This is a genomic window from Flavobacterium sp. Sr18 (assembly GCF_011064265.1).
Taxonomy (GTDB): domain Bacteria; phylum Bacteroidota; class Bacteroidia; order Flavobacteriales; family Flavobacteriaceae; genus Flavobacterium; species Flavobacterium petrolei.
The window spans coordinates 1,380,658-1,404,738 of the sequence record NZ_CP049329.1 but is presented as its reverse complement, the minus strand read 5'-3'; the positions used below and the strand labels follow the sequence as shown (position 1 = coordinate 1,404,738).

Genomic DNA, 24,081 nt, shown 5'->3' with positions numbered 1-24,081 from the left:
ACTCTAATAATTTGTGAATTTGCGGTTCCTTTTTTTAAGCTTTCTCTTTGTCAAAAATCAAGTCTAAACCACCTGTAATCAAATGCGCTACTTCGGGTCTTTTTACTTTCAATTGATCCAAATAAACCATTATTTCCTGTAGCAATTGAGGTTCGTTTCGGTCGTTCAATAGCTCTGTAATTTCAACAGCTAACAACCAATCGTTTGGATGATTGGTTCGTAGTTTATCAAAAATTGGAGCCAAAGAAGTTTCGGTATCCTTCGTTTCTCTTATGTTTCGAACTGTTTGGTATAAAACCTCTAAATCATCACGTTCCGCGGTATGTTTCGCTTTGATGGTTTTGCTTGTTGGGACATGCGAAATCAAATCAAAACTATTCACATCAGCAGGACCTGAAAAAGCAGAAATCACTTTTTTACCAACAGCCATATCATAAATTCCCCATTCTGGTTGGAACAAAATGGTTTCTCCGTGAGTCACGGTACAATTCTTTAAACTGATTAAAATAATCTCTCCGTGCAGGTTTCTAGAACCTGTAATGATTTCTCCTTTTACGGTTATATCTCCTTCAAATTCTAAAGTTACAGTTTTACTTTCGGTAATGGAATAAGCGCTTAAGTCTCTTGGACTCATGTCTTCAATCGCTAGATTTATACCTTTTAATTTTCCAATAGGACTTCCAAAACCTTCGGCATGTTTGATTGTTCCATGACCAACTAATTCTTTTTCACGGTATGACAATGCCGTTTTTCCGGTTGTTTGGATATAAACGGGTTTTCCTTCTTCTTCAATAACATTTATAAAAACTCCCGAAATCTGAATTCCGGTGCTCAATTCAATCGTTCCTAAAGCATTCGAATGAATCAGTTTATTAATTCCTGATAATCCTCCGGTACGCAACGCCATTTTATTGGCAAACTCTTCTAAAACTAAGCTTAAATAAGCAAAATCTGGAGTAACGTAAAGCTGCGGTTGCAGTTTTGTAATGTCAAAACTTTGGTTCGCCGCTGAGATGTCGTAAGGTATTTTCTTCACATTATCCGTCATACACCAAGCGCTTTCACCAATGGACGAAAGCAGTCCAGCACCATAAATTTTTGGATTGTCAATAGTTCCAATCAAACCATATTCCACGGTCCACCAATGCAGGTTTCTGATTTGCGCCATTTCGGATAATTCACCCATGTTATTCTGCAAATCTTCCACCGCTTTTTCGGCAGCATCAATATCAGCTTGCGGGGTATCTTCGGCTTCTTTTAAGATAGAAAGCAGTCGGATGGCTTCATACATTTGGTAATCTTTGTGCGAAGAAATCGCTTTACAGCCTATTTCCCCAAAACGACGCAGGTATTCCGCATATTCCGGATTGGCAATAATGGGCGCATGACCGGCACCTTCATGAATAATATCCGGTGCAGGCGTATATTCTATGTGTTCGAGTTGGCGAATGTCAGATGCAATTACAAGCACATTATAGGCCTGAAATTCCATAAAAGCATTGGGCGGAATAAATCCATCCACGGCAACAGCAGCCCAACCTATTTCGGTCAGAATACGGTTCATTCCGTACATACTCGGAATGTTGTCAATTTCGATTCCCGTTTTTTTCAAACCTTCCAAGTAAGAACTGTGGGCTACTTTTGATAAGTAATCTACATTTTTGCGCATCACATAACGCCAAACCGCTTGATTTATGGGCGTGTAATCGCTATAATCCTGAGGTTTAATGAATTGTTTTAAGTGCTTTGGCAATCGGTCTAATAACGGATTGCTTTCTATAGTTGAGTTCATATCGAAAACGTTGTAGTTCTACTGCAAAAGTACGAATTTCAGGAGCTATTTCCCGCTTTTCATTGCAAGTTTTTGCAAACCCGTTTGTTTTTCTAAAGTTCATAAAAGAGCTTCCTCCGGTCGCTTTTTATAAACAAGAAAAACCAAAACGGCTTTCGCAAAAAGCTTTTCATTGCAATCGGGGCTAGGGGAGTTGGGGATTGAAACATGTTCTTTGGATTTACTACTTCACTAATTCAAACACCAAAACCTGCGTTTTCTGTTTATCAGAAAAATTATTATCCGAAACAAAAATGAGAGATGGATTGCCATTTGCCAATTTTGGTCCAAAAGTTAGCCCTTCAATATTATCAATAAAAATTCCCAAATCATCCATGTTAAGGACCAGTCTTTTAGAAGCCAATTCTAATTTTTGATTTTGTAAGGAAGGATAATTTTTAATGTCAGTTGCCTTTTTCAGGTCACACAAAAATATTTTTACCGTGCAGGCTTGCGTTCCGGTCGAGTAGGAGCGTTCTACTATCAATAACTGATTTTTACCATAATACTGAATTGCCGAAATACCATTTACTGCAAAAGCTCCTTTAGGATTGGGTTCAAGCGCAATAGGTTCCAGTTGATAGCCGTACTGAGCGGTGTTCTCTTTTGTTTTGGCATCAAATTGATAGAACCGGATTAAACCTCCTTTGCTGGTGTTGGCTTGGTCGCCATCTTCAAATAAAGGTTCTTCAATGTTGGTGTAGATATTTTTATACTTTTTGTCAAAAGTAATTCCTTCTAAAGTCCCGTTATTTCTCGGGCCTTTTTCTAGCTTTTGCATTTTTAAATTTTCAGGTAAGGTAACATTGCCAAGAAAGTCACCTTTTATATCCATGAAGTTCAGGGAAGGATTTTGTAAGACTTCTTTATCGGCAGTAATCACTCGCGCGCCTTCGCTGCTCCAAATTAAAGAATTCGTTTTTGGATTGAATCGGATGTCTTCTGGATCTGCGGAAGTAGTTGGCGTGGTGTTCCAATTTCCATACGCTGTTCCGGTTTCGTTTTTCAAATAAGTTACGTTTTGAAAAGCAAAACTTTTTATTTTGTCTTCGGACAAATTAATCTTTACGGTATAAAATCTGGAATCGTTAAACACAGATCTATCGTCACATATCAGGTAATACAAATCGTTTTTTGCATCATAATCGATTCCGGATAATCCGCCCACTTTTGTATTCTGAAACATTTCATCAAATGGAATTTCAATCGAACTGATTAGCTTTAAACTTGGCGTTGCTTTGTTTTCAGCGGTTTGTTTTAAATTGGAACAAGAAAATAGAAAAGTTGGAAAAACGGCAAGAAATAATAATTTACGCATAAAGAAATGTGTTGCTGTTTGCAATAAGGAACAGATTTTGGATTGAAAAACCATTTAAAAAACTACGAATTGTTCGTTTGATTTTTCTCAAGACTGCGGAAATAGTCAATTTTGTAATGGAACATTTCAGCCATATTTTTAGCCCGAAGTTTTGCTTCTTCTGCTAATGGTCCTACAAATAGACTATCAGTAGTTTCAGTGAAAATTTCCATCCAGCGGTCAAAATGTTCTTTCGCAACCGGTAATTGTTTGTGTGGCGGAAATGGACTTCCGGAATAGGAATGCACTTCAAGTAAAATAGTTTGCCAAAAGCGGTACATTTTTTCCAGATGTTCGGGCCATCGATTTCCTATTTTCTCATTGAAAATGGGACCAATAAATTCGTCTTTTTGAACTTTGGAATAAAAAGTATCAACCAGTAATTTGATATCGTCGAATGTAGTAATGTCGGTTTGTGGTGTCATGATTGGGTATAAAAAAAGCCTACGCAAAGGTAGACTTTTATGTTTGAATCTGATGGGAAACTATTTTGCTTTAGGTGGAAATTGCTCTAAAATTTTAGCAACAAATTCGTTGATTCGTTTTTCTTTTTCACTGCGATTTTCCGTCAAATAACCAACGCCTTCTCCTTGCCAAACTAATTCTTTTTTCTTGGCATCAATTAAATCAATATACAATGTTCCTTCAGTTGAAGAGGAAACATAAGTGCTGCGGCCTCCCCATAAATAAGGATTCCATCCCCATCCCCAACCGTAACCCCAACCTGCGTTGTATTGGTTTACGTCAATTCGTTCTCTTTCTTTGGTAAGTATATTGATTAGCAAATCTGGATTTTCACTTTTAGTCATCCCTTTTAAGCTTAATTCTCGGTCTATTGCATTTAGTATTCTTTTTTTATCCAATTCTGAAATCTCAACTTTATCGATTCCTTTTTTATGAAAAGCGTATGTTTTATATTGGCTAAAATCCACGTTGTTATCATAATCGGAATATACTCTTACGGAACTGCAAGATGCAACTACGAAAAGTAAAAGTACTGGGAGGAGTTTAATTGCTTTCATGGCTTGATTATTAGATTACTAAATGTTATTAAAGATACGTTCAAATTTTTAAAAATCCAACAAATTGTCGGCAACTATATTAGGGATGGTGACTTTCAACAAAGGTTGCGTTTCCATTGCTCGTTTGATGGCAAATAGTGCGCCTTCGTTTCTAGCCCAGCTTCTTCGGGAAATCCCGTTGTTGACATCCCAGAAAAGCATTGATGCTAAACGTTTTGAGGCTTCTTTTGAACCATCAAGAACCATACCAAATCCTCCGTTAATTACCTCGCCCCAGCCAACTCCTCCGCCATTATGAATAGAAACCCAAGTGGCACCGCGAAAACTGTCTCCAATGACGTTTTGAATTGCCATATCAGCCGTAAAACGGGAGCCGTCATAGATATTTGAAGTTTCTCTGTACGGCGAATCAGTGCCAGAAACATCGTGGTGATCGCGACCCAAAACGACAGTTCCTATTTCGCCTTTGGCTATAGCCTGATTAAAAGCTTCGGCAATTTTTACGCGACCTTCTGCATCAGCATACAAGATTCTGGCTTGGGAACCCACAACTAGTTTATTTTCCTGGGCACCTTTTATCCAGTGAATGTTATCCTGCATTTGTTGCTGAATTTCTTCGGGAGCTGTTTTTGCCATTTCTTCGAGAACTTGGCAAGCAATTATATCTGTTTGGGCTAAATCTTCTGGTTTCCCTGAAGCACATACCCATCGAAAAGGACCAAAGCCATAATCAAAACACATAGGGCCCATGATATCCTGTACGTAACTCGGATACCTGAAATCGATGTGGTTTTCTGCCATAACATCAGCACCAGCTCGGGAAGCTTCTAATAAAAAAGCATTTCCATAATCAAAGAAATACGTTCCTTTGGCAGTGTGTTTATTGATAGCGGTCGTGTGACGACGTAAGGTTTCTTGAACTTTTGTTTTAAATAAATCAGGTTTTTCAGCCATCATTATATTGGCTTCTTCAAAGGAAATATCATCTGGATAGTAACCACCCGCCCAAGGATTATGGAGTGAAGTCTGATCAGAGCCTAAATCGATGTGGATGTTTTCTTCGTCAAATTTTTCCCAAACATCAACTACATTTCCAAGATATGCGATGGAGACAATTTCTTTATTGGCTTGTGCCAAAGCGACTCTTTTTACTAATTCATCCACATTTTCAATAACTTCATTGATCCATCCTTGACTGTGGCGAATGTGCGTTATTTTTGGGTTTACTTCGGCACAAACCGTGATGCAACCGGCAATATTTCCGGCCTTTGGTTGTGCGCCAGACATTCCGCCTAAACCAGAAGTGACGAATAAGCCGCCTTTTGGACTGCGTTTTATTTTACGAAAACCGTTCAAAACGGTAATGGTTGTTCCGTGTACAATACCTTGCGGACCAATGTACATGTAACTTCCTGCTGTCATTTGTCCGTATTGAGAAACGCCCAATGCATTCATTTTTTCCCAATCGTCCGGTTTAGAATAATTAGGAATTACCATTCCGTTTGTCACAACAACTCGCGGAGCTTCTTTGTGGGAAGGAAATAATCCCATTGGATGCCCGGAATACATCGTCAAGGTTTGCTCATCAGTCATTTCAGATAAATATTGCATCGTCAATAAATACTGTGCCCAATTTTGAAAAACTGCTCCATTTCCACCATAAGTAATCAATTCATGCGGATGTTGCGCCACGGCATAATCCAAGTTGTTTTGAATCATCAGCATAATTGCTTTGGTCTGTTCGCTTTTTCCTGGATATTCAGTTATTGGTCGTGCATACATTTTATAATCCGGACGCAAACGGTACATGTAAATACGGCCGTAGGTTTCCAGTTCTTCCGAGAATTCTTTGATTAATTCGGCGTGATGTTGCGGTTCAAAATAACGTAAGGCATTGCGTAAAGCAAGTTTTTTTTCTTCTGTCGAAAGTATTTCTTTGCGCTTTGGGGCGTGATTGATATCTGTTTCGTAGGGTTTTGGTTTTGGTAAAACCGAAGGAATTCCCTGTTGTATTTGTTCTTGAAAAGTCATGTTTGATGTTGTTTCGTTAATTTTTTTGTGTTGATTCTTGAAAGAAGCAGTGGCTTCTTGAAAAAAAATGAAACAACTATGGATAACGAATATCCGACCTGTGGTAGGATTTATGAATTTTGATTCTATATTTCTGTAAACAAATATCCATTTTTATGTTTGTGTTTTTAAAACTGACGCTCTAATACTATTTATTTTTTAGATTCTAAAATGCGATTATTTTTTATTGGTTCCTGTTTTTTTATCGAAACCATATGGACAATGACGACAGCCACTTTTGCAGCAGTAACCGCGTTTTAAATGGTGTTTTTCGGTAAAACATTTATATCCTTCCGGTGTGTAATAGAAATCTTCCCCTTCTATCAATTTATTTTCATTACTTTGTTCAATCATATTTGGGAATGTTCTATTGTAAAATTCATTTAGTTTTTTATAATTCAGCAACGTCAACTCAAACGATTGAGTATTTCATCAAATAGAACCATTTTATCATTACAAATTTATAAATTTTATAGCGAATGTTTCTGATTGTTGCTAAATTTTTAATTCCAAAAGGATTCCGTGGATTGACACTATTTCCTTTTGTATTGGTAAAATTTCCGAAAGATAAAGAAAATATAATTTTAGTCAATCACGAAAAAATCCATCTTCGTCAACAGCTTGAATTATTAATACTTCCTTTTTTTATTTGGTATTTATTAGAATATCTTATTCGCTTGGGTCGGTATCAGAATGCAAATTTGGCTTATAGAAATATCAGTTTCGAAAGAGAAGCTTACGCAAATGAATCTAATTTAGAGTATTTGAAAAACAGATCTTTTTTTAGTTTTTATAACTATTTATTTTTGAAAAAATAGTGTTTAATTCATAACAAATTTTTTTGAAATAAGATTTTATGCTTCAATCTCAGATAGAATTATGTTTTCTTTTCGTTGCAAATTTTGATATTTTAGAAAAGTGATCCATCTTCAACGATCAAGCTTTTTTTTGTTAAAATAGCTTTGCAATAATTTTATTTATTTATTTTTTCGATTTATTTATATAAGAAATTACGTATTCAATATACAAAAATATGTATTTAAACAGATTTATATTCTTTTAATCGAGTGTTTTGTCTAAAAAAGTTATATTTTTATTGTGATTTTCAACAATAAATTTTATGCTTATGACCTCAAAAATACTTAAAAAAACACTGCTGATTGTTACTGGTTTTTTAATCCAGAGTAATATAAATGCACAAATGTATGTAAGTCCAAACTCTTACGTTTTTGCCAGTAATGAAGTTGTTTTTATAAAACAACAATTAGAGTTAAATGCGGCAAATAGTGATTTTTATTTGAGGGAAAATGCACAGTTGCTGCAGGGTTCAACTTCTTCAGGGGTAAATAGTGGATTGGGTAATTTATCTGTGTTCCAAGAAGGAACCACTAATAATTTTCAATACAATTATTGGTGTTCCCCAGTTGGCGGGAATATAGCTGCCGCAGGAAATTCACCCTTTGGAATTACCCAACTTAAGGATATTGTGACTTTAACATCTAGTGTTAATTCAACCCCTTTAGGAATGAATAATTATAATGGAACCGCAACTCCATTTGCTATAGCGCCCTATTGGATCAATAAATTAGTAACTTCTAGTACTTATTCGAGTTGGATTTCCGTGGGTACAGCATCTACCATAAATGCAGGAGAAGGTTTTACCATGAAAGGAACTTCCGGAACTAATGCAACAATAGTAAATGGCGTTATGAATAATCCAGGGAGTAAGCAACGATATGATTTTAGAGGGAAACCAAATGATGGAACTATTGCAATTAACGTTCTCAATCTTCAATATACATTAACGGGCAACCCATATCCATCTGCAATAGATTTGAAATTATTCTTGTTAGGTGCCTCAAATACAACTGGTATTGCCTATTTCTGGGAACATGATAAAACTGCGAATTCGCATTATATTGATAATTTCAGAGGAGGATATGGCGCGTATTCCCCACTTGGAGGCGATAGTAATGGTACTATCGGAAACATGGGGGTCTACACACCGGCAACATTTTATTCGTACGATGGTAATGGGAATGAAGTCACTAATTTAGGTAGTTCAGGAAATGTTTTTCAAAGACGATTTTGTCCTGTTGGTCAGGGGTTCATGTTAGATGGTACTGCTGATGGAATAGTAGAAATGAAAAATAGCTATCGCGTGTTTGTAAAAGAGGATGTTCTAAATTTTTCTCAATTTGAAAGAAGCAGCAGTCCTAGTAAAACTAAAAACATCAATGAATTTTTGCCGGCAATTCAATCATTGTCCGGATATGATTATACCATGGTCAACACAAAGCCCGCTCCGCAAATTAGATTAAATGCATTATTAAACGATCAAGGGATTCGTCAGTTGGTTTTGGCGCTGGTGCCTGATGCAACAGATGGTGTAGATCACGCTATGGATGCTATGTTAGCTGGAGATAACGCTGGAATAGATACCTATTTTTCATTAAATGAATCTGAATATGTTATTGATGCGAGACCGTTTAATATAGACACAAAAATTCCACTTGGTTTTAAAAATACTAATCAAGCCAATTTTAAAATTACAGTACAAGAAATTTTGAATTTCACGGAAGCTGAGAATATCTATTTGCATGATAAGAATACGGACCTTTATCACGATATAAAAAATGATTTTTATGACTTAACGCTACCTGGAGGTGTTAATAATACACAGTTTGAATTAACTTTCAAAAACAATAATAGTTTAGGTACAGAAGACTTAGCGGTTAAAGATTTTGTTGTTTTTCAGAATAATAATGCGAAAAATTTAACGATTAACAATCCTTTTCAATTAGATATTGCTACATGTAACTTGTATGATATTGTTGGGAAGTTAATTTTCAGTAAAAAAGATTTAGGCAGGAATGTTACTTATAATTTTCCCACATCCGGTTTAAGTGATGGAGTCTATATTGTTAAAATCGCAACAGATGATAAGATAGAACTTGGGAAAAAGATTATAATTAAAAATTAATTTTTGTTTTTAGTACAAATAATAGAAATGCAATCTGTAGAGGTTGCATTTTTAGTATATATAAATTTACTTTGTAAAAAATAAAATAGTTTGAATCAAAAGGTACTAACATTATTTCCGAACTCTATTTCAGTGCAAATCAAAAGGGAAGATTTGATACATCCTTTTGTTTCTGGAAATAAGTTTAGAAAGTTGAAGTATAATTTGCTTCAGGCGAAAGAAGAAAATCAGGAAACATTACTTACTTTTGGAGGTGCTTTTTCCAATCATATTGTCGCAGTAGCTTTTGCAGGAAAAGAAAAAGGATTCAAAACTATAGGGATTATCCGCGGAGATGAATTGGCAGGTAAAGTTGCTGAGAATCCGACGTTGTCATTCGCTCAAAATTGCGGTATGCAACTAGAATTTATATCTCGGGAAGAATACCGATTGAAAAGTGAAGTGTCTTTTATCGAAAATTTAAAACAAAAATTCGGCAGTTTTTATTTGATTCCAGAAGGCGGGACAAATGATTTGGCCATCAAGGGATGTCAGGAGATTCTGGGTCCGGAAGATGCTGAATTTGATTACATTTGTTGTTCAATAGGAACTGGTGGAACGATTTCAGGAATCATCAATAGTGTTTTGCCACACCAAAAAGTTTTAGGATTTCCCGCCTTAAAGGGTGATTTTTTAAAAGAGGAAATTCGCAATTTCACCCAAAATGATAATTGGGAGTTACTAACGGACTATCATTTTGGTGGATACGGAAAAGTAAATGAAGTATTAATCGGATTCATCAATCAATTTTATACTGAAAATCAAATTCATTTGGATCCCATTTATACGGGAAAGATGGTTTTTGGCGTTATAGATTTAATTGAAAAAAACTATTTTCCCGCCGAATCAAAAATTTTACTGATTCATACGGGTGGAATTCAAGGAATTCAGGGAATGAACATGAAATTAAGAAACAAACAATTACCAACAATAGATATCAATGTTTAAAAAAATCCTACTAATTTTTACAATACTGACTTTGATAGGGTGTAATGCCACAAAGCCAGTTATTGCAACAACCAAAAAAGCACCTTTAAAATCAAAATCAGAAGTCGTAAGGACCGTTAAAAAAACGAATCAAATAAGCAGGAACAGCACAAAACCCATCCTTTCCAAACCCACAAGACCAGAACAAAAAAAGAGTGAAACGGAAACAATTGTTTCTACTTCAAAAACAGTAGTCACTAATGATATTGTTAGATTTTACATTTCTCAATATAAAGATGTTGCCATGGGAAACATGAAGAGTTATGGGATTCCCGCAAGTATTATTTTAGCTCAGGGGATTTTAGAATCAGGTGCTGGAAGAGGCGATTTAGCAATAAGTGCCAATAACCATTTTGGAATAAAATGTCATGTGGGATGGACAGGAGAAAGCGTTAAGCACGATGATGATTCTGATCAGGAATGCTTTAGGAAGTATGATAACCCTTCAGAATCATTCAAAGATCACGCGTTATTTTTAACTGGAAGAAGCAGGTATGCCAAGCTTTTTGGTTTTTCCAAAGATGATTACAAAGCTTGGGCAAGAGGATTAAGAGCTGCAGGTTATGCCACAGATCCTAAGTATCCAGACAAATTGATTTCATACATTGAGCGCTATAATTTGGATCAATATGACAGTCAGGTGTTAGATATTAATTATGTTTCGAATGAAAAACAGCTAGTGGAGGAATTATCACTAGAAACCAGAACTATAGCTAGTAATGGCCTGACTTCCTATGTTGTTCAAAAAGGAGATACATTATATTCCATTTCGAAAAAATTCGAATTAAAGGTGGAAGATTTAAAACAAAAGAATAATCTTTCGGATAATGCGCTTTCTATTGGACAGAGATTAATGGTAAAATAATTGAAAAAATAACTATAATTCATAATTCATAAATGTTATATAAAAGAAGCAGTCAGCTTTTTGCTGAAGCAGAAAAAGTAATTCCAGGAGGTGTAAATTCACCAGTAAGAGCATTTAAATCAGTAGGAGGAACTCCAATTTTTGTCAAAAGTGCCAAAGGCGCTTATTTGTATGATGAAGATGGAAACCGTTTGATTGACTATATCAATTCTTGGGGGCCAATGATTTTAGGACACGCTTACGAACCAGTCGTACAAGCAGTGATAGAGAAAGCGAAGTTAGGAACCTCGTTTGGAATGCCAACGGAATTAGAAACACAAATTGCAGCTTTAGCCGTTGCGATGGTTCCAAATATCGATAAAATTAGATTTGTAAATTCCGGTACCGAAGCCTGTATGAGCGCTGTAAGATTGGCACGCGGGTTTACCAAAAAAGATAAAATAATAAAATTTGCAGGTTGTTACCACGGTCATTCGGATTCGTTTTTAATCCAAGCGGGAAGTGGAGCCATTACTTTTGGTTCACCAAACAGCCCTGGAGTTACGGCAGGAACAGCCAAAGATACTTTGCTTGCAAAATACAATGATTTAGAAAATGTAGCTACTTTAATAGAAGCCAATAAAAATGAAATTGCTGCCATAATTGTGGAACCTGTTGCGGGGAATATGGGTTGTATTCCGCCCAATAAAGGCTTTCTAGAAGGCTTACGCCAATTGTGTACCGATAATGATATTCTATTAATCTTTGATGAGGTAATGACAGGATTCAGGCTCGCTGCAGGCGGTGTTCAGGAATTGCTTAACATAACGGCTGATATCGTTTGCTTCGGAAAAGTAATCGGTGGAGGATTGCCTGTTGGTGCCTTTGCCGCCCGCGAAGAAATTATGAATTATCTGGCTCCGTTAGGTCCTGTTTATCAGGCAGGAACATTGTCTGGAAATCCGTTGGCAATGGCTGCAGGATTAGCAATGCTGCAAGCTTTAGATACTGATCGTGCTATTTTTCAAAGATTAGAGGAAAAAACAGCGTATTTGGCTTCAGGAATTGATAAAGTGTTGAAAGCAAATAATGTTACCTTTACAATCAACAGCATTGGCTCGATGATTTCAGTTCATTTTGACGTTACTCCTGTTATAGATTTTCAAACCGCTGCAAATGGCGATAACGAAACGTTCAAGAAATTCTTTCACGGATTATTGCAGGAAGGAATTTATATTGCGCCTTCCGCTTACGAAACGTGGTTTATTACTGATGCATTAACGTATGAGGATTTAGATTTTACCATTCGAGCGATAGATAAAGTTTCGAAAACATTTTAATAAAAAAAGCCCCAAATTTGGGGCTTTTTTATGAACTAAGATGAAATAGTTTAAGTAAATGGATTATTTTTTATCACCCATTTGTGCTGCTTTTCTGCCGTTATGATGCGCCATTCTTTGATTCATTCGGTGGTGGTTTTTTCCTTTCATTTCATCCCATTTTTTATATTGGTCTGCTGAAAGAATTTTTTTCATTCTCTCTTTCATCACAATTTGCTCGTCTAACATTCGGCTTTTTTTAGCAAAAAGTTCATCAGAAGTAAGTTGTTTTTTAACCGAATCTTTGTTTGCTTTTCTCTCTACCATTCGGGCCTCTCTTTTAGTACTTTGTTCCGTAATGATTTTACTCATTTCTTTTTGTTGAGAAGCATTCAAATCTAATTCTAGAGTCATCTTTTTCAAGTGCAATTGGTTTCTTTGCTCAGGAGTCATTTGCTCCATTTGAGCTCTCTCCGGTCTTGCTTTTCTTTCTTGTGCAAAGCTTGTCATTCCGACAACTAATAATGCAGCGATAAATAATTTTTTCATGTGTATTGTTTTAAGTTTTATAAGTATAAGATAGGAATAGAACTAAAAAGTTTAATCGTTAACAAAAGTTTATCGTTTTGGTTTTAGGATTAAATGTAAAGTTGAAGTTATTTTTTTTCTATAAAAAGACACAAAATAAGTGTTGTTTATAGCTGTGAAAGCATGATATTTATCAGTTTTTATATGGTTTTGTTTCTCGATTTTTGTGGTTTATTTATTTAAATCATTTAACATGACAACACGTAAACCACTACATACTTTTCATATCCCCGTTATGGGACTTGCTTATACGATTGATAGTCCGATACGAGTGGCAAAGTATGGAATTTCGTCCGTGATTTCAATTATGGATGATGAACTTATCGAAAAAATGAATGCTTTTTATAGCAAGAAATTCGATTTGCCGTATCAGGAAATTACCCAAAAAATACATGATTACCGCGCAGAACGCATTACTTCTTATTTGAATTTGGTAGACAAAATCGTTAAGGAAAAATTTGAAAACTTCAAGACGGAATTATCCGAAAGCAAATCAGCTTTGGAAAATTACATCGCGATGCTACCCAACAAATCAGAAATTAAAGCAGGCCTGCAAAACTTGATGGAAGACGGTTTCGCTTTCAAAGAAAACATCAAAAATTATCTGGAGAAAAATCTTTATCCAGGCGATATTGATGTCAATATTATGACCAAATTAGATAAGGATAATTTCATCAAAGACGAACAATTGCCAATTGCTTTTAATGATGCACATGCTGCGCTGCGTGGGTTTGTGAATAGTACATTAGAATCTTCGGTCGTTTTATCTGCTGGGATGAATCCAAGATTATACAGCTATTTTGAAAGTTTTTCGGCCTTCTTTCCGGATGTGAATAATACATTGAAAAAGAAAATCACGCTGAAAGTAAGTGACTTTCGCTCGGCGATGATTCAAGGGAATTTTTTGGCTAAAAAAGGACTTTGGGTTTCTGAATATCGAATTGAATCCGGACTGAATTGCGGCGGACACGCTTTTGCAACCGAGGGCTATTTGTTGGGACCAATTCTTGAAGAATTCAAACAGAAAAAAGAGCAATTGATTCAATCCGCTCATGAGTTGATGGTGAAAGCATTGGGGCAAAAAGAAATGCATGTTCCGGATCAGCCATTGGATTTAAAAATCACGGTTCAAGGTGGCGTAGGAACTGCTGAAGAACATGATTTTCTATTGGATCATTATGAAGTGGATTCTGTGGGTTGGGGTTCGCCTTTTTTATTGGTTCCTGAAGCCACTTCGGTAGATAAACACACCAGAGATTTATTGGCTGGAGCCAAAGAAGATGATTTATATTTAAGTCATATTTCGCCGTTGGGAATTCCTTTCAATACACTGCGAGGAACGACAAATGAAAAATTCAAATTGAAGCGAATCGAGGAAAGCAAAGCGGGAAGTTCATGTCCAAAACGATTTTTGGCGCTAAGCAAAGAATATGATGTCAAAGGAATTTGTACATCTTCCAAAAAATTTCAAGACTTAAAACTGGAAGAATTGCTTCTTGAAAAAGATATTTTACCGGCAGAAGTTTTCGAAAAGAAGAAAAACAGTATTACGGAGAAAGCCTGTCTTTGTGTGGGTTTAGCCAATGCTTCATATCTTGAAAATGACATTAAGATAAAAGGGCAGGCTCAAGGCGTAATCATTTGTCCAGGGCCCAATATGGCGTACTTTGACCAAGAAGTTTCACTTTCTAAAATGGTACAGCATATTTACGGAAACGCTTCTGTGTTGACGGTTACTAATCGCCCAAATCTATTTGTGAAAGAGTTAAAAATGTATTTGGATTATCTGAAAAACGAAATCACAGCGGTTACGGAAGAAATAACGTTGGGACAAATAAAAAAATGGAATTCGTTCAAAAATAATTTGCTCGCAGGAATCGGATATTATGAGCATTTATTTGCAGCAACTCCTTTTTTCGAAAGCACTAAAAACGAGATTTTCAGTCAATTTGATTGCTATAAAACGGAATTAAACGAGATTGAAATCCCCGAATTAAAATTGGCGTAAAGCATTCAAGTATTTGGTTTTGAATAGAGTGATTTTATTTATGATTATTCTATTCAAAACTATTTTTTATCAAACAATCATTTAGTAATTTTGCACGGTGAAAAAAATCATATTTATAATTGTATTTATCATGCTTATAAAACCCGTTCTTCCGGTTTTAGAGTATGTCGTTAATTATGAATACATTTCAAAAGTACTTTGTATCAATAAGGACAAACCTAAAATGCAATGTAACGGAAAATGTCATTTGATGAAAGAATTAGCCAAAGCTTCTGAGGCTGAAAAGCCTCTTTCTTCCGATAAAAAAGTAACTGCTCCTATACTAGATGTAATTATTTTTGAGGAAATCAAATCTTTCGAAATTGCAACAGTTTTTTTTGATACCAAAGAAAAAATAAACCCGCATTATTCTAATTTATATGCTCGCTTGAATAGTGCTTCTGTTTTTCACCCACCCACTTTCATTTCATAATTTTTTTAAGCATGTAGTATGCTTTATTTCTTCCGTTCTAAACAACGGATGAAAATTTGTTTGCTTTTTTTGGAAATAATAATCCAAATATGGCATGCGAAATAGTACTTATATTCAAAATAAAAAACTTTAAGAAATGAAATTTCAATTAAAAAATATACTAGCTGTAATGGCTATCTCAGTTACCTTGTTTTCTTGCTCTAATGATGATGATAATGAAATGATTACCGGAAACGGAAATTTAAAATTAGAATTTGACAACGTGTATAAATCGGCTAATTTTGCTTTCAATACGAACTATACCAATTCGAATGCTGAGGTTGTAGCGGTTTCAAAAGTGAAGTACATTGTGAGTAATATTGTCTTGACAAAAGAGGATGGAACTACATTTACGTACCCAAAAAGTCAAAGCTATTTTATTGTAGATGAAGCTACGCCTGCAACATTAGTATTAAATCTTTCAAACATTCCTGCTGGAAATTACACTAAAGTAAAATACGGAATTGGAGTCGATAAAACCCAGTGGGAAGCAGGAGCAACGGGTCAAGGAGATTTCTTGGCAACAGCCCAAACCGCAGGAATGATGTGGTCTTGGAGTGCAGGTTACAAGTTTGTGGCTTTCGAAGGTACTTTTACAGCTCCTACGGTAACAACGGCAAAAGAATTTAAAGTACATACCGGACAAACTGGAACCGATTATAATTATGCTGAAGTTACTTTGAGTTTCCCTGAAAATGCTTTGGTACGAACTACAATTACGCCTCAAGTACACATCATGACTGACTTGTCTCAAGTTATAGATGGAACTAATAAAATCAATCTTACGGAAGCGGCAACCGTTATGGGTGGGGCTAAACTGGCTTTGGTTACTGCTAACGTTTCTTCTATGTTCAAAATAGATCACGTTCACAACGATTAATTTTTTAATCAAAAAGCGGTTGGGAATTAAATCTCCGACCGCTTTTTTAAAAAAATATAAAATGAAAGCAAAATATATCATATTGCTCATTTTTCCGTTGCTGTGGTCTTGTTCTGCTGATGAAAGCGAAGACTATCAGGACGTTCCTCTGAACTTTCAGGTTCCGGCAAATTTCCCGCCTTTGGCATACGATTTGGCGAATAATCAACCCACCGAAAAAGGATTCGAATTGGGGAAAAAACTTTTCTACGACGGTCGATTGGCTTCGGATGGGATTGTTTCCTGCGGATTTTGTCACATTCAGGAAGATGCTTTTACGCATCACGGCCATACTTTGAGTCATGGAGTTGATGATGCCATTGGAACCCGAAACACGCCACCAATCCAGAATTTAGCCTATCAAACCACTTTTATGTATGATGGTGCAGCATCACATTTGGATTTACAGCCTATTATTCCGTTCACAAGTCCTATAGAAATGAATGGCGATTTTGCAAAAGCGATTGCTATGATGAAAGGCGATTCAGCCTATCAAAACCTATTCAAAGTTGCTTTTACGGATGGACAAATCAATTCCGAAAACATGCTCAAAGCCTTGGGACAATTTATGGTAATGGTTACGTCCTCGAATTCCCGTTTTGACAAGTACCGACGCAATGAATCTGGCGGAACGCTCACGCAAGACGAGAAGGACGGATATGCCATTTTCAATCAGAAATGTTCCACTTGTCACGCCACGGATTTGTTTACGGACAATTCTTTTAGAAACAACGGTTTGTCAATTGATCCCGCGTATAATGATATCGGTCGTTTTCGCGTGACGGAGTTGCCTCAGGATAAGTACAAATTCAAAGTGCCAAGTTTAAGGAACATAGAAAAAACAGCGCCTTACATGCACGATGGACGCTTATTTACAATAGAAGCCGTTATGGATCATTATAATTCCGGTATAGTGAATTCAGCTACTTTAGACCCAATTTTGAATAAAAACGGGTCACTCGGAATCCCTTTGACAGCGACAGAAAAATCAAAAATTATTGCTTTTCTAAAAACATTGACAGACACGCAATACCTAACAGACAAACGCTTTTCTGAATATTAATTTCAGAAGCTATTTCCTGCTGTACACTGCAAGTCCTCGCTACAAAAGCCGTTTTTCTATGTCCTGAAAAGAGCTTCCTCCGGTCGCTTTTTCAGGACAAGAAAAACAAGCTTTTTCCGCTGTGGGCTTTCCGTTTCCATCAGGGCTAAAAACAACAAACATGAAAAAATACACATTGCTTTTAGTACTTCTTTTTCAATTGGCAAACGCCGCCGAAAAAGACAGTTTAAATACCGTAAATCCATTTACAAAATACCATTCTTTCCTTGAAGAAGAGGATTTCTGCGATGCCTGCGGTTGCTCCGCCAGTGGCGGAAGCATGGGATTCGCCTCGATGTTAAACTCTAATTTTGTTGGGATTCGGTATTTCAATCAACAATATAAATCCATGGATGGCTTATACAGCAATTCCCCTTGGTATAAAGAAAATTTCAACACCGTTCAGGTTTGGGGCCGAATCCCGGTTAGTGCAAAGGTTCAGGTTTCGGCATTATTGCCGTATCATTTTCATGAAAGAGAAACCGCAACTGGCAACAAAAGCATCAATGGGATTGGCGATATTACTGTTTTGGCAATGTATCGTTTGTATCAAACCCATAAAGACAGTACGTTTTTGGTACATACATTACAATTGGGAGGTGGAATCAAAGCGCCGACCGGAAAATTTAATGAGGCAAATTCCGGTAGTATAAATCCAAGTTTTCAAGTAGGAACAGGAAGTTGGGATTATCTTTTGGCAACTGAATATGTGGTTAAAAGAAAACAATTTGGTTTAAACTCGATGCTGAATTATGTTATAAAAACGGAAAACCAAAAGAGTTATCGTTTTGGGAATCAGTTGAATTATGCAGGCACCTTTTTCTATTTGTACGAGAAAAATAGTTTTTCTATTGTTCCACAACTTGGGTTTGCTGGTGAAGTTTATGAAAGTAATTACCAGTACAATCAAAAATTAAGAAATACAAACGGAGATATTCTTTTTGGGAAAGTTGGTTTTGAGGTTGGAAAAGACAGGCTTTCTTTTGGAGCCAATGCCATGCTGCCTATCAATCAAAATCTTACCGGAGGCAATGTAGAAGCGAATTACAGATGGAGTGTAAATTTGAATTATAGTCTGTAATTGTCGAGCCTCTTTTGCGTTGGAGATGCTATTTGATACCGTTTCAATTCCTTACTTTTACCGTTCAAATAAAAAAAGTATATGTTTCAAAATAAGAATTTTTGTTTTTCGTTTTGCTTCTTAATAATTAGCACTCTCAGTTTTGCACAGGCAAAAGAATATGTTTTGCAATTTAAAACACCATCAGAATTGCATCGTTTTTTAAAATATTCGAACAAAAGTATCCCCTTGATTAGTGCGCATAGAGGTGGTCCAACGACTGGATTTCCAGAAAATTGTACAGCAACATTTGCAAATTCTATTCGATACAATCCTACAATTATTGAAACGGATATTGCGCTGAGTAAAGATTCTGTCTTGGTGATGATGCACGATAACAAGCTGGATAGAACCACGACGGGTGTCGGTAAGATAGAAAATTATACTTACAAAGAACTGCAACAATTATTTCTGGAGGATAACGAAGGCAACCAAACCCTTTATAAAATAGAAACTTTAGATCAGGTTTTACAATGGGGAAAAGGCAAAGTGATTTATAACCTTGATGTCAAAAAAGATGTTCCCATGAAAATGATTGTTGATGCAGTGCGCAGGAATAAGGCGGAAGCCTACTCCGTTATTATAACATACAACGCAACTCAAGCCGCCGAAGTAGCGCAACTGGCTCCCGATTTAATGATTTCGGTTTCGGCAAGAGGAAAAGAAGATGTGGAGCGGATGGAAAATCTTGGTGTCAAAGTGGATAAAATGATAGCGTTTGTGGGTACGGCAGAACCAAAAGCAGAAGTGTATCAGTATTTACACAGCCGTGGAATAGCTTGTATTTTAGGTACTATGGGCAATATAGATAAAAGTGCTGCTGCAAATGGAGATGCTTTGTACTATAAATTAATTGAAAATGGAGTAACTATTCTTTCGTCTGATCGGCCTGTTCAAGCAGGAAAACAATTAGCAAAATTCACTAAAGACAAAAAGCTAAAATCAAGACATATTAAAATTTTAAAGCGATAATACGAAATATAGTTTTTATTAAATTCTCTATTATTTTCTTGAATTGTCTGAAGCCTTTTCTGCCGGAAAATTTCAAGGTGTTTTTTACTTTTACAAACGTTTCAATTTAGTTGTTTTTAAGTTTTTTTTAGAATTTTAAAACCGTAACGAAGTATTCTTCGTACATGGTTATAGAACTAAATAAATAAACGATGAAAAACAAACAACAAAATTTAGGTTTTGCTTCCATTATTGGACTAGTACTGTTATCTTTTACTGCAATTTCATGCAATGATGATGATAACAATGAAATGATGATACCTGTTGCGGCACCAGATGTAAATTTTACTGCATTAGCCAGTAATAATACCATTCTCACATTCAATGCAAGAAATTTAGCTACTCCAACTACGACCACTCCAATTGTTGGTTTACCTACATCAGAGAGTATCGTAAGTATTGATTACAGACCTGCAACCGGACAGTTGTATGCAGTAGGATCGTCTAGTCGTCTCTATTTTATTAATGAGAAAAGTGGAGTTGCAACAGCATTAGGTGCTGGCTCTTTTTCTCCTGTTGTTGCGGGAGCTAACGCTTCATTGGATTTTAATCCAACAGTAGATAGAATTCGTTTGGTAACAGAATCTGGTCAGAATTTAAGATTACACCCAGAACTAGGAACAGTTGTAGCAACTGATGGAGTTATTAATGGTGGTACAAATCCTAAAATTGGTGCAGTAGCGTATACAAATAGTATGGCTGGTGCAACAGCAACGATGTTGTATGATATAGATTTCGAACAAGATAAATTGTATTTGCAAACGCCTCCAAATGATGGTGGACTGCAGCTTGTGGGTGACTTAGGCGTGAACTTTCAAGGTGTAGGCGATATGGATATTTTAGCGGATAATTCGACGGCTCTTGCTGTAACAAATAATGCTAGTGTATCCACTTTATACACAATTGATTTAGCAACAGGGAAAGCTGTTGATGTTGGTAAATTCACTGCTCCAGTGATAAGCATAGCATTCAAAACTAACCCAATTGCATATGCAACAACTTCCGGAAATATGTTGGTTCGTTTTAATCCTACAAGCGGGAGTAATAATTCTGTTGCATTAACTGGTTTAGCTGCAAATGAAAGTATTGTCGGTTTAGATTTTAGACCTGCAAACGGAGGTTTATATGCTATTTCAAATCAAAGCAGATTGTTTTCTGTGAATACAGCTAGTGGAGCATTAACAGTAATTGGGTCTCCTTTATTAACGGCATTGTCAGGTACTTCTTTTGGTTTTGATTTTAATCCAACAGTAGATAGAATCAGGTTGGTGAGTAATACAGGTCAAAACTTACGTTTACACCCAGATTTAGGAACAGTAGTGTCAGTAGATGGTAATTTAAATCCTGGAACACCATTTGTGAATGGAGCTTCTTACACCAATAATATTGCTGGAGCTACAACAACTACTTTATTTGTAATTGACTCACAAACGGATATGATATATCGTCAAGATCCACCAAACAACGGGACATTAGTTGCTATTGGAGGTTTAGGGGTAAATGTTGATGCTGATAGCGGATTTGATATCGGTGGAAATAGTGCTGCTGCTTTTGCTTTATTGAAAGTAAATAATGTTACATCAGTGTATAGTATTAACTTGGCAACTGGTGCAGCTACTAAAGTTTCCGATATAAATATTCAAGCTACAGCAATGGCTGTTGGTCTAGGATTCTAAAATAGAATATAATTGAAATAAAAAGTCGGCTCTTTTATTAGAGCTGACTTTTTTTGTTTGAGATAAGAAATAATAATCATTGATGATTATTTTTATTTCAAGCTGACTATTTTAAAAATGCAAAGCAAAACCAATATTAAATTGCAAACTGTTGTCGTAATATTGTTTGTGAGTAGCTAAGTTATAACGAATACCGGGTTCGACACTTACATTTTTTCCTAAAAATACCGCATAACCAATTTGCGCACCTAGGTAGGTTGGATTAGCATCTGCTTCACCAAAACCTACTCCATTATAAGAAAGCTCGATAGGAATCATCGTTTTCAAATAGTATTTAGCTCCTATTTTATAAGCAATCGGTTCTCCATTTCCATCTATTTCACCGTAGCCTAATCCTAATTTAAGCGCCAGATTATCTTTGATAAAATAACCTCCTTCAGCTCCAATGTTGTAGGAAGTGATCCCGTCTGAAGAACTAAAATGCATTGCGGTAGTTCCTACGTTTCTACCAAAGCCAGTATTGGCTTCAATAAGCCATTTTCCTTTTGATACTTGACCTTCTTTGGCTTGACCATTGGCAAAGGCAAAAGCAAATAAGGCTAAGATCGATACAGTAATTTTTTTCATATTGATTTGTTTTTTGTTCATCCAAAAATAGTTTTAAAATTGATTAACGTATGAATTTTATGTCTTATTTAACCTTGTGGATTATTGGTACAAGTTTTTATTCTTAGGAAAATACTTGAAATGGCAAACAGGCATAAAAAAAGGAACTCCAATACGAAGTTCCTTTTAATATTCTGATATAAAATAAATTATTCTTTTAATCTACACGCTTTGGTATCTCCATCAACAACTACTTCAGTCAATCCCAAAGAAGATAAGTTTTTCATGGCTTTGTCCCATTTTTTACCACTCAATCCAGAATTAATTTTAAGTAGACCAAATTCCATTTGGTTATTGTTAGTTTGCAATAACACAACAATCAATTTCTCGTCGTCTTCTAATTCAATTTTAACTTGTTTTTTCTCAGGACGCATTTGTGGAAACAATAATACTTCTTGGATAGATGAATTATTGGTTAAAAACATCATCAAACGGTCCATTCCAATTCCTAATCCAGATGTTGGTGGCATTCCGTATTCTAAAGCTCTCAAAAAATCCTCATCGATAATTCCAGTTGCTTCATCATCTCCTTTTTCAGACAAGCGCATTTGCTCTTCAAAACGCTCTCTTTGATCAATGGGGTCATTTAATTCGGAGTAGGCATTTGCCACTTCTTTTCCGCAAACCATTAACTCAAAACGTTCTGTCAATTCTGGATTGTCGCGGTGTTGCTTGCATAGCGGAGACATTTCCTTTGGATAATCCGTGATGAAAGTAGGCTGAATATAATTCCCTTCGCATTTAGCGCCAAAAATTTCATCAATTAATTTTCCCTTACCCATGGTTTTATCTACGTCAATTCCCATTCCTCTTGCAGCATCAAATAATTCTGCTTCGTTTTTTCCTGAAATATCAAAGCCAGTAAAATGCTTAATAGAATCTGTCATTGTAACTCTTGCATACGGAGCTTTGAAGTTCACAGTGTGTTCTCCAAACGTCGCTTCGCTGGTCCCGTTTACACCAATGGCGCAATGTTCCAATAAGTTTTCGGTGAATTTCATCATCCAGTTGTAGTCTTTGTAGGCTACATATATTTCCATGGCGGTAAATTCCGGGTTGTGCGTTCGGTCCATTCCTTCATTACGGAAATTTTTCGAAAACTCATAAACCCCATCAAAACCACCAACAATCAATCTTTTTAAGTACAACTCATTTGCAATACGCATGTACAATGGCATGTCAAGCGAGTTGTGGTGCGTGATAAAAGGACGCGCTGCAGCACCACCGGGAATCGGTTGCAGAACAGGCGTTTCTACCTCCAGATACCCTTTGTCATTAAAGAAAGAACGCATCGCATTAAACAATTTAGTTCTTTTGATAAACGTTTCTTTTACATGGTCGTTTACCGTTAAATCTACGTAACGACGACGGTATCTTTGTTCCGGATCAGCAAAAGCATCATGCGTTTTTCCATCAGCATCCGTTTTTACAACAGGAAGTGGTTTCAAGGCTTTCGCTAAAACCGTCAAACCATAAACATGAACGGAAATTTCACCCACTTGAGTTTTAAAAACCGTTCCGCGAACCCCAATAAAATCGCCAATATCCAATAGTTTTTTGAAAACCACATTGTACATTGTTTTCTCCTCATCCGTCGAAATATCATCTCTCGAAACATACACTTGAATACGTCCCTCAGCATCTTTCAATTCCGCAAATGACGCCTTTCCCATGATACGTTTCCCCATCAAACGGCCTGCTAAAACAACTTCTTTTCCTTCGTACTTTTCGAAATCAGCTAAGATTTCGCTTGAATAAGCGGTTGTTATAAATTCGGCTGCTGGATAAGGCTCAATACCTAAATTGCGTAATTCTGTAAGTGCTTCTCTGCGTAATATTTCTTGTTCGGATAATGCCATTTTATGCTGATTTTAAGAGCGCAAAGATACTATATAAGTTTTAAAATGTAAAGTTTAAAATTCAAGGTTTTTTGAAGCAGAATATTTTGTTTTTTCAATACGATTTGTCCCGCTATTCGCTCTATCTTTTTTTCTTGTTTGAAAAAAAAACAAGAGAAAAAGGATGCCG

The 24,081-nt window shown here is 36.1% G+C and carries 21 protein-coding genes; 12 read left to right on the top strand and 9 right to left on the bottom strand.

The window, feature by feature from the left end:
- Nucleotides 1-34 precede the first annotated feature (34 nt).
- The 6 genes from G7A72_RS06215 to G7A72_RS06190 form a co-directional block, all read right to left on the bottom strand.
- Nucleotides 35-1,792 carry an aromatic amino acid hydroxylase gene (locus tag G7A72_RS06215; protein WP_165151844.1) on the bottom strand — a complete coding sequence of 586 codons (1,758 nt, stop codon included), beginning with the start codon at nucleotides 1,790-1,792 and terminating at the stop codon, nucleotides 35-37.
- Between the two features lie 223 nt (nucleotides 1,793-2,015).
- Complete coding sequence (locus tag G7A72_RS06210) at nucleotides 2,016-3,149, bottom strand: esterase-like activity of phytase family protein (RefSeq protein ID WP_165151843.1); 1,134 nt, start codon at nucleotides 3,147-3,149, stop codon at nucleotides 2,016-2,018.
- Nucleotides 3,150-3,211: 62 nt separating this feature from the next.
- The gene (locus tag G7A72_RS06205; protein ID WP_165151842.1) at nucleotides 3,212-3,613 is read right to left on the bottom strand and encodes a group III truncated hemoglobin; all 402 of its coding nucleotides are present in this window, start codon (nucleotides 3,611-3,613) and stop codon (nucleotides 3,212-3,214) included.
- A gap of 60 nt (nucleotides 3,614-3,673) precedes the next feature.
- On the bottom strand, nucleotides 3,674-4,210 hold the full coding sequence (locus G7A72_RS06200; protein WP_165151841.1) for a DUF4136 domain-containing protein: 537 nt from the start codon (nucleotides 4,208-4,210) through the stop codon (nucleotides 3,674-3,676).
- Between the two features lie 48 nt (nucleotides 4,211-4,258).
- Nucleotides 4,259-6,241 carry a urocanate hydratase gene (locus tag G7A72_RS06195; RefSeq protein WP_165151840.1) on the bottom strand — a complete coding sequence of 661 codons (1,983 nt, stop codon included), beginning with the start codon at nucleotides 6,239-6,241 and terminating at the stop codon, nucleotides 4,259-4,261.
- 216 nt (nucleotides 6,242-6,457) lie between these two features.
- The gene (locus tag G7A72_RS06190; protein ID WP_165151839.1) at nucleotides 6,458-6,634 is read right to left on the bottom strand and encodes a DUF5522 domain-containing protein; all 177 of its coding nucleotides are present in this window, start codon (nucleotides 6,632-6,634) and stop codon (nucleotides 6,458-6,460) included.
- A 125-nt stretch (nucleotides 6,635-6,759) separates the two neighbouring features.
- On the opposite strand from G7A72_RS06190, the gene G7A72_RS06185 reads away from it, so the two are divergent.
- From G7A72_RS06185 to hemL, 5 genes are all read left to right on the top strand, one after another.
- Nucleotides 6,760-7,098, top strand: a complete 339-nt coding sequence (locus G7A72_RS06185) for a hypothetical protein (protein ID WP_165151838.1) — start codon at nucleotides 6,760-6,762, stop codon at nucleotides 7,096-7,098.
- Between the two features lie 308 nt (nucleotides 7,099-7,406).
- Nucleotides 7,407-9,263: a T9SS type A sorting domain-containing protein gene (locus G7A72_RS06180; protein WP_165151837.1), complete on the top strand. Its 1,857-nt coding sequence runs from the start codon at nucleotides 7,407-7,409 to the stop codon at nucleotides 9,261-9,263.
- Nucleotides 9,264-9,353: 90 nt separating this feature from the next.
- Nucleotides 9,354-10,250 (top strand): 1-aminocyclopropane-1-carboxylate deaminase/D-cysteine desulfhydrase, encoded by an 897-nt coding sequence (locus G7A72_RS06175; RefSeq protein ID WP_165151836.1) that lies wholly within the window; start codon nucleotides 9,354-9,356, stop codon nucleotides 10,248-10,250.
- The gene (locus G7A72_RS06170) at nucleotides 10,243-11,154 is read left to right on the top strand and encodes a glucosaminidase domain-containing protein (protein WP_165151835.1); all 912 of its coding nucleotides are present in this window, start codon (nucleotides 10,243-10,245) and stop codon (nucleotides 11,152-11,154) included. Before G7A72_RS06175 ends, G7A72_RS06170 begins: the two co-directional genes overlap by 8 nt.
- A 32-nt stretch (nucleotides 11,155-11,186) precedes the next feature.
- Nucleotides 11,187-12,473, top strand: a complete 1,287-nt coding sequence (hemL, locus tag G7A72_RS06165) for a glutamate-1-semialdehyde 2,1-aminomutase (RefSeq protein WP_165151834.1) — start codon at nucleotides 11,187-11,189, stop codon at nucleotides 12,471-12,473.
- A gap of 63 nt (nucleotides 12,474-12,536) precedes the next feature.
- Here hemL and G7A72_RS06160 read toward each other — a convergent pair whose 3' ends face one another.
- A complete protein-coding gene (locus G7A72_RS06160) occupies nucleotides 12,537-13,001 on the bottom strand; it encodes a hypothetical protein (protein WP_165151833.1) in 465 nt (154 codons plus the stop codon).
- Between the two features lie 232 nt (nucleotides 13,002-13,233).
- Between G7A72_RS06160 and G7A72_RS06155 the strand changes: the two genes are divergently transcribed.
- The 7 genes from G7A72_RS06155 (at nucleotide 13,234) to G7A72_RS06125 (ending at nucleotide 21,387) form a co-directional block, all read left to right on the top strand.
- The gene (locus tag G7A72_RS06155; RefSeq protein ID WP_165151832.1) at nucleotides 13,234-15,048 is read left to right on the top strand and encodes a hypothetical protein; all 1,815 of its coding nucleotides are present in this window, start codon (nucleotides 13,234-13,236) and stop codon (nucleotides 15,046-15,048) included.
- Nucleotides 15,049-15,178: 130 nt separating this feature from the next.
- Nucleotides 15,179-15,520 (top strand): hypothetical protein, encoded by a 342-nt coding sequence (locus tag G7A72_RS06150; protein WP_113665233.1) that lies wholly within the window; start codon nucleotides 15,179-15,181, stop codon nucleotides 15,518-15,520.
- A gap of 136 nt (nucleotides 15,521-15,656) precedes the next feature.
- Nucleotides 15,657-16,439 (top strand): MbnP family protein, encoded by a 783-nt coding sequence (locus G7A72_RS06145; RefSeq protein ID WP_113665234.1) that lies wholly within the window; start codon nucleotides 15,657-15,659, stop codon nucleotides 16,437-16,439.
- Between the two features lie 61 nt (nucleotides 16,440-16,500).
- Complete coding sequence (locus G7A72_RS06140; RefSeq protein ID WP_113665492.1) at nucleotides 16,501-17,541, top strand: cytochrome-c peroxidase; 1,041 nt, start codon at nucleotides 16,501-16,503, stop codon at nucleotides 17,539-17,541.
- A 160-nt stretch (nucleotides 17,542-17,701) separates the two neighbouring features.
- Nucleotides 17,702-18,661 (top strand): transporter, encoded by a 960-nt coding sequence (locus tag G7A72_RS06135; protein ID WP_165151831.1) that lies wholly within the window; start codon nucleotides 17,702-17,704, stop codon nucleotides 18,659-18,661.
- A 165-nt stretch (nucleotides 18,662-18,826) separates the two neighbouring features.
- Nucleotides 18,827-19,672 (top strand): glycerophosphodiester phosphodiesterase family protein, encoded by an 846-nt coding sequence (locus G7A72_RS06130; RefSeq protein ID WP_165151830.1) that lies wholly within the window; start codon nucleotides 18,827-18,829, stop codon nucleotides 19,670-19,672.
- A 191-nt stretch (nucleotides 19,673-19,863) separates the two neighbouring features.
- Entirely contained in the window at nucleotides 19,864-21,387 is a 1,524-nt protein-coding gene (locus G7A72_RS06125; RefSeq protein ID WP_165151829.1) for a DUF4394 domain-containing protein, read from the top strand.
- 111 nt (nucleotides 21,388-21,498) lie between these two features.
- Here G7A72_RS06125 and G7A72_RS06120 read toward each other — a convergent pair whose 3' ends face one another.
- On the bottom strand, nucleotides 21,499-22,035 hold the full coding sequence (locus G7A72_RS06120; RefSeq protein WP_241258584.1) for a hypothetical protein: 537 nt from the start codon (nucleotides 22,033-22,035) through the stop codon (nucleotides 21,499-21,501).
- A 167-nt stretch (nucleotides 22,036-22,202) separates the two neighbouring features.
- On the bottom strand, nucleotides 22,203-23,912 hold the full coding sequence (gene lysS, locus G7A72_RS06115; RefSeq protein ID WP_165151828.1) for a lysine--tRNA ligase: 1,710 nt from the start codon (nucleotides 23,910-23,912) through the stop codon (nucleotides 22,203-22,205).
- Between the last annotated feature and the right edge of the window lie 169 nt (nucleotides 23,913-24,081).

Coding starts and splice junctions, on each gene's coding strand:
- G7A72_RS06205 (WP_165151842.1), bottom strand. CDS start 3,613: ATGACACCACAAACCGACATTACTACATTCGACGATATCAAATTACTG.
- G7A72_RS06185 (WP_165151838.1), top strand. CDS start 6,760: ATGTTTCTGATTGTTGCTAAATTTTTAATTCCAAAAGGATTCCGTGGA.
- G7A72_RS06200 (WP_165151841.1), bottom strand. CDS start 4,210: ATGAAAGCAATTAAACTCCTCCCAGTACTTTTACTTTTCGTAGTTGCA.
- G7A72_RS06210 (WP_165151843.1), bottom strand. CDS start 3,149: ATGCGTAAATTATTATTTCTTGCCGTTTTTCCAACTTTTCTATTTTCT.
- G7A72_RS06180 (WP_165151837.1), top strand. CDS start 7,407: ATGACCTCAAAAATACTTAAAAAAACACTGCTGATTGTTACTGGTTTT.
- G7A72_RS06145 (WP_113665234.1), top strand. CDS start 15,657: ATGAAATTTCAATTAAAAAATATACTAGCTGTAATGGCTATCTCAGTT.
- hemL (WP_165151834.1), top strand. CDS start 11,187: ATGTTATATAAAAGAAGCAGTCAGCTTTTTGCTGAAGCAGAAAAAGTA.
- G7A72_RS06195 (WP_165151840.1), bottom strand. CDS start 6,241: ATGACTTTTCAAGAACAAATACAACAGGGAATTCCTTCGGTTTTACCA.
- G7A72_RS06140 (WP_113665492.1), top strand. CDS start 16,501: ATGAAAGCAAAATATATCATATTGCTCATTTTTCCGTTGCTGTGGTCT.
- G7A72_RS06215 (WP_165151844.1), bottom strand. CDS start 1,792: ATGAACTCAACTATAGAAAGCAATCCGTTATTAGACCGATTGCCAAAG.
- G7A72_RS06125 (WP_165151829.1), top strand. CDS start 19,864: ATGAAAAACAAACAACAAAATTTAGGTTTTGCTTCCATTATTGGACTA.
- G7A72_RS06135 (WP_165151831.1), top strand. CDS start 17,702: ATGAAAAAATACACATTGCTTTTAGTACTTCTTTTTCAATTGGCAAAC.
- G7A72_RS06170 (WP_165151835.1), top strand. CDS start 10,243: ATGTTTAAAAAAATCCTACTAATTTTTACAATACTGACTTTGATAGGG.
- G7A72_RS06160 (WP_165151833.1), bottom strand. CDS start 13,001: ATGAAAAAATTATTTATCGCTGCATTATTAGTTGTCGGAATGACAAGC.
- lysS (WP_165151828.1), bottom strand. CDS start 23,912: ATGGCATTATCCGAACAAGAAATATTACGCAGAGAAGCACTTACAGAA.
- G7A72_RS06120 (WP_241258584.1), bottom strand. CDS start 22,035: ATGAACAAAAAACAAATCAATATGAAAAAAATTACTGTATCGATCTTA.
- G7A72_RS06190 (WP_165151839.1), bottom strand. CDS start 6,634: ATGATTGAACAAAGTAATGAAAATAAATTGATAGAAGGGGAAGATTTC.
- G7A72_RS06155 (WP_165151832.1), top strand. CDS start 13,234: ATGACAACACGTAAACCACTACATACTTTTCATATCCCCGTTATGGGA.
- G7A72_RS06150 (WP_113665233.1), top strand. CDS start 15,179: ATGCTTATAAAACCCGTTCTTCCGGTTTTAGAGTATGTCGTTAATTAT.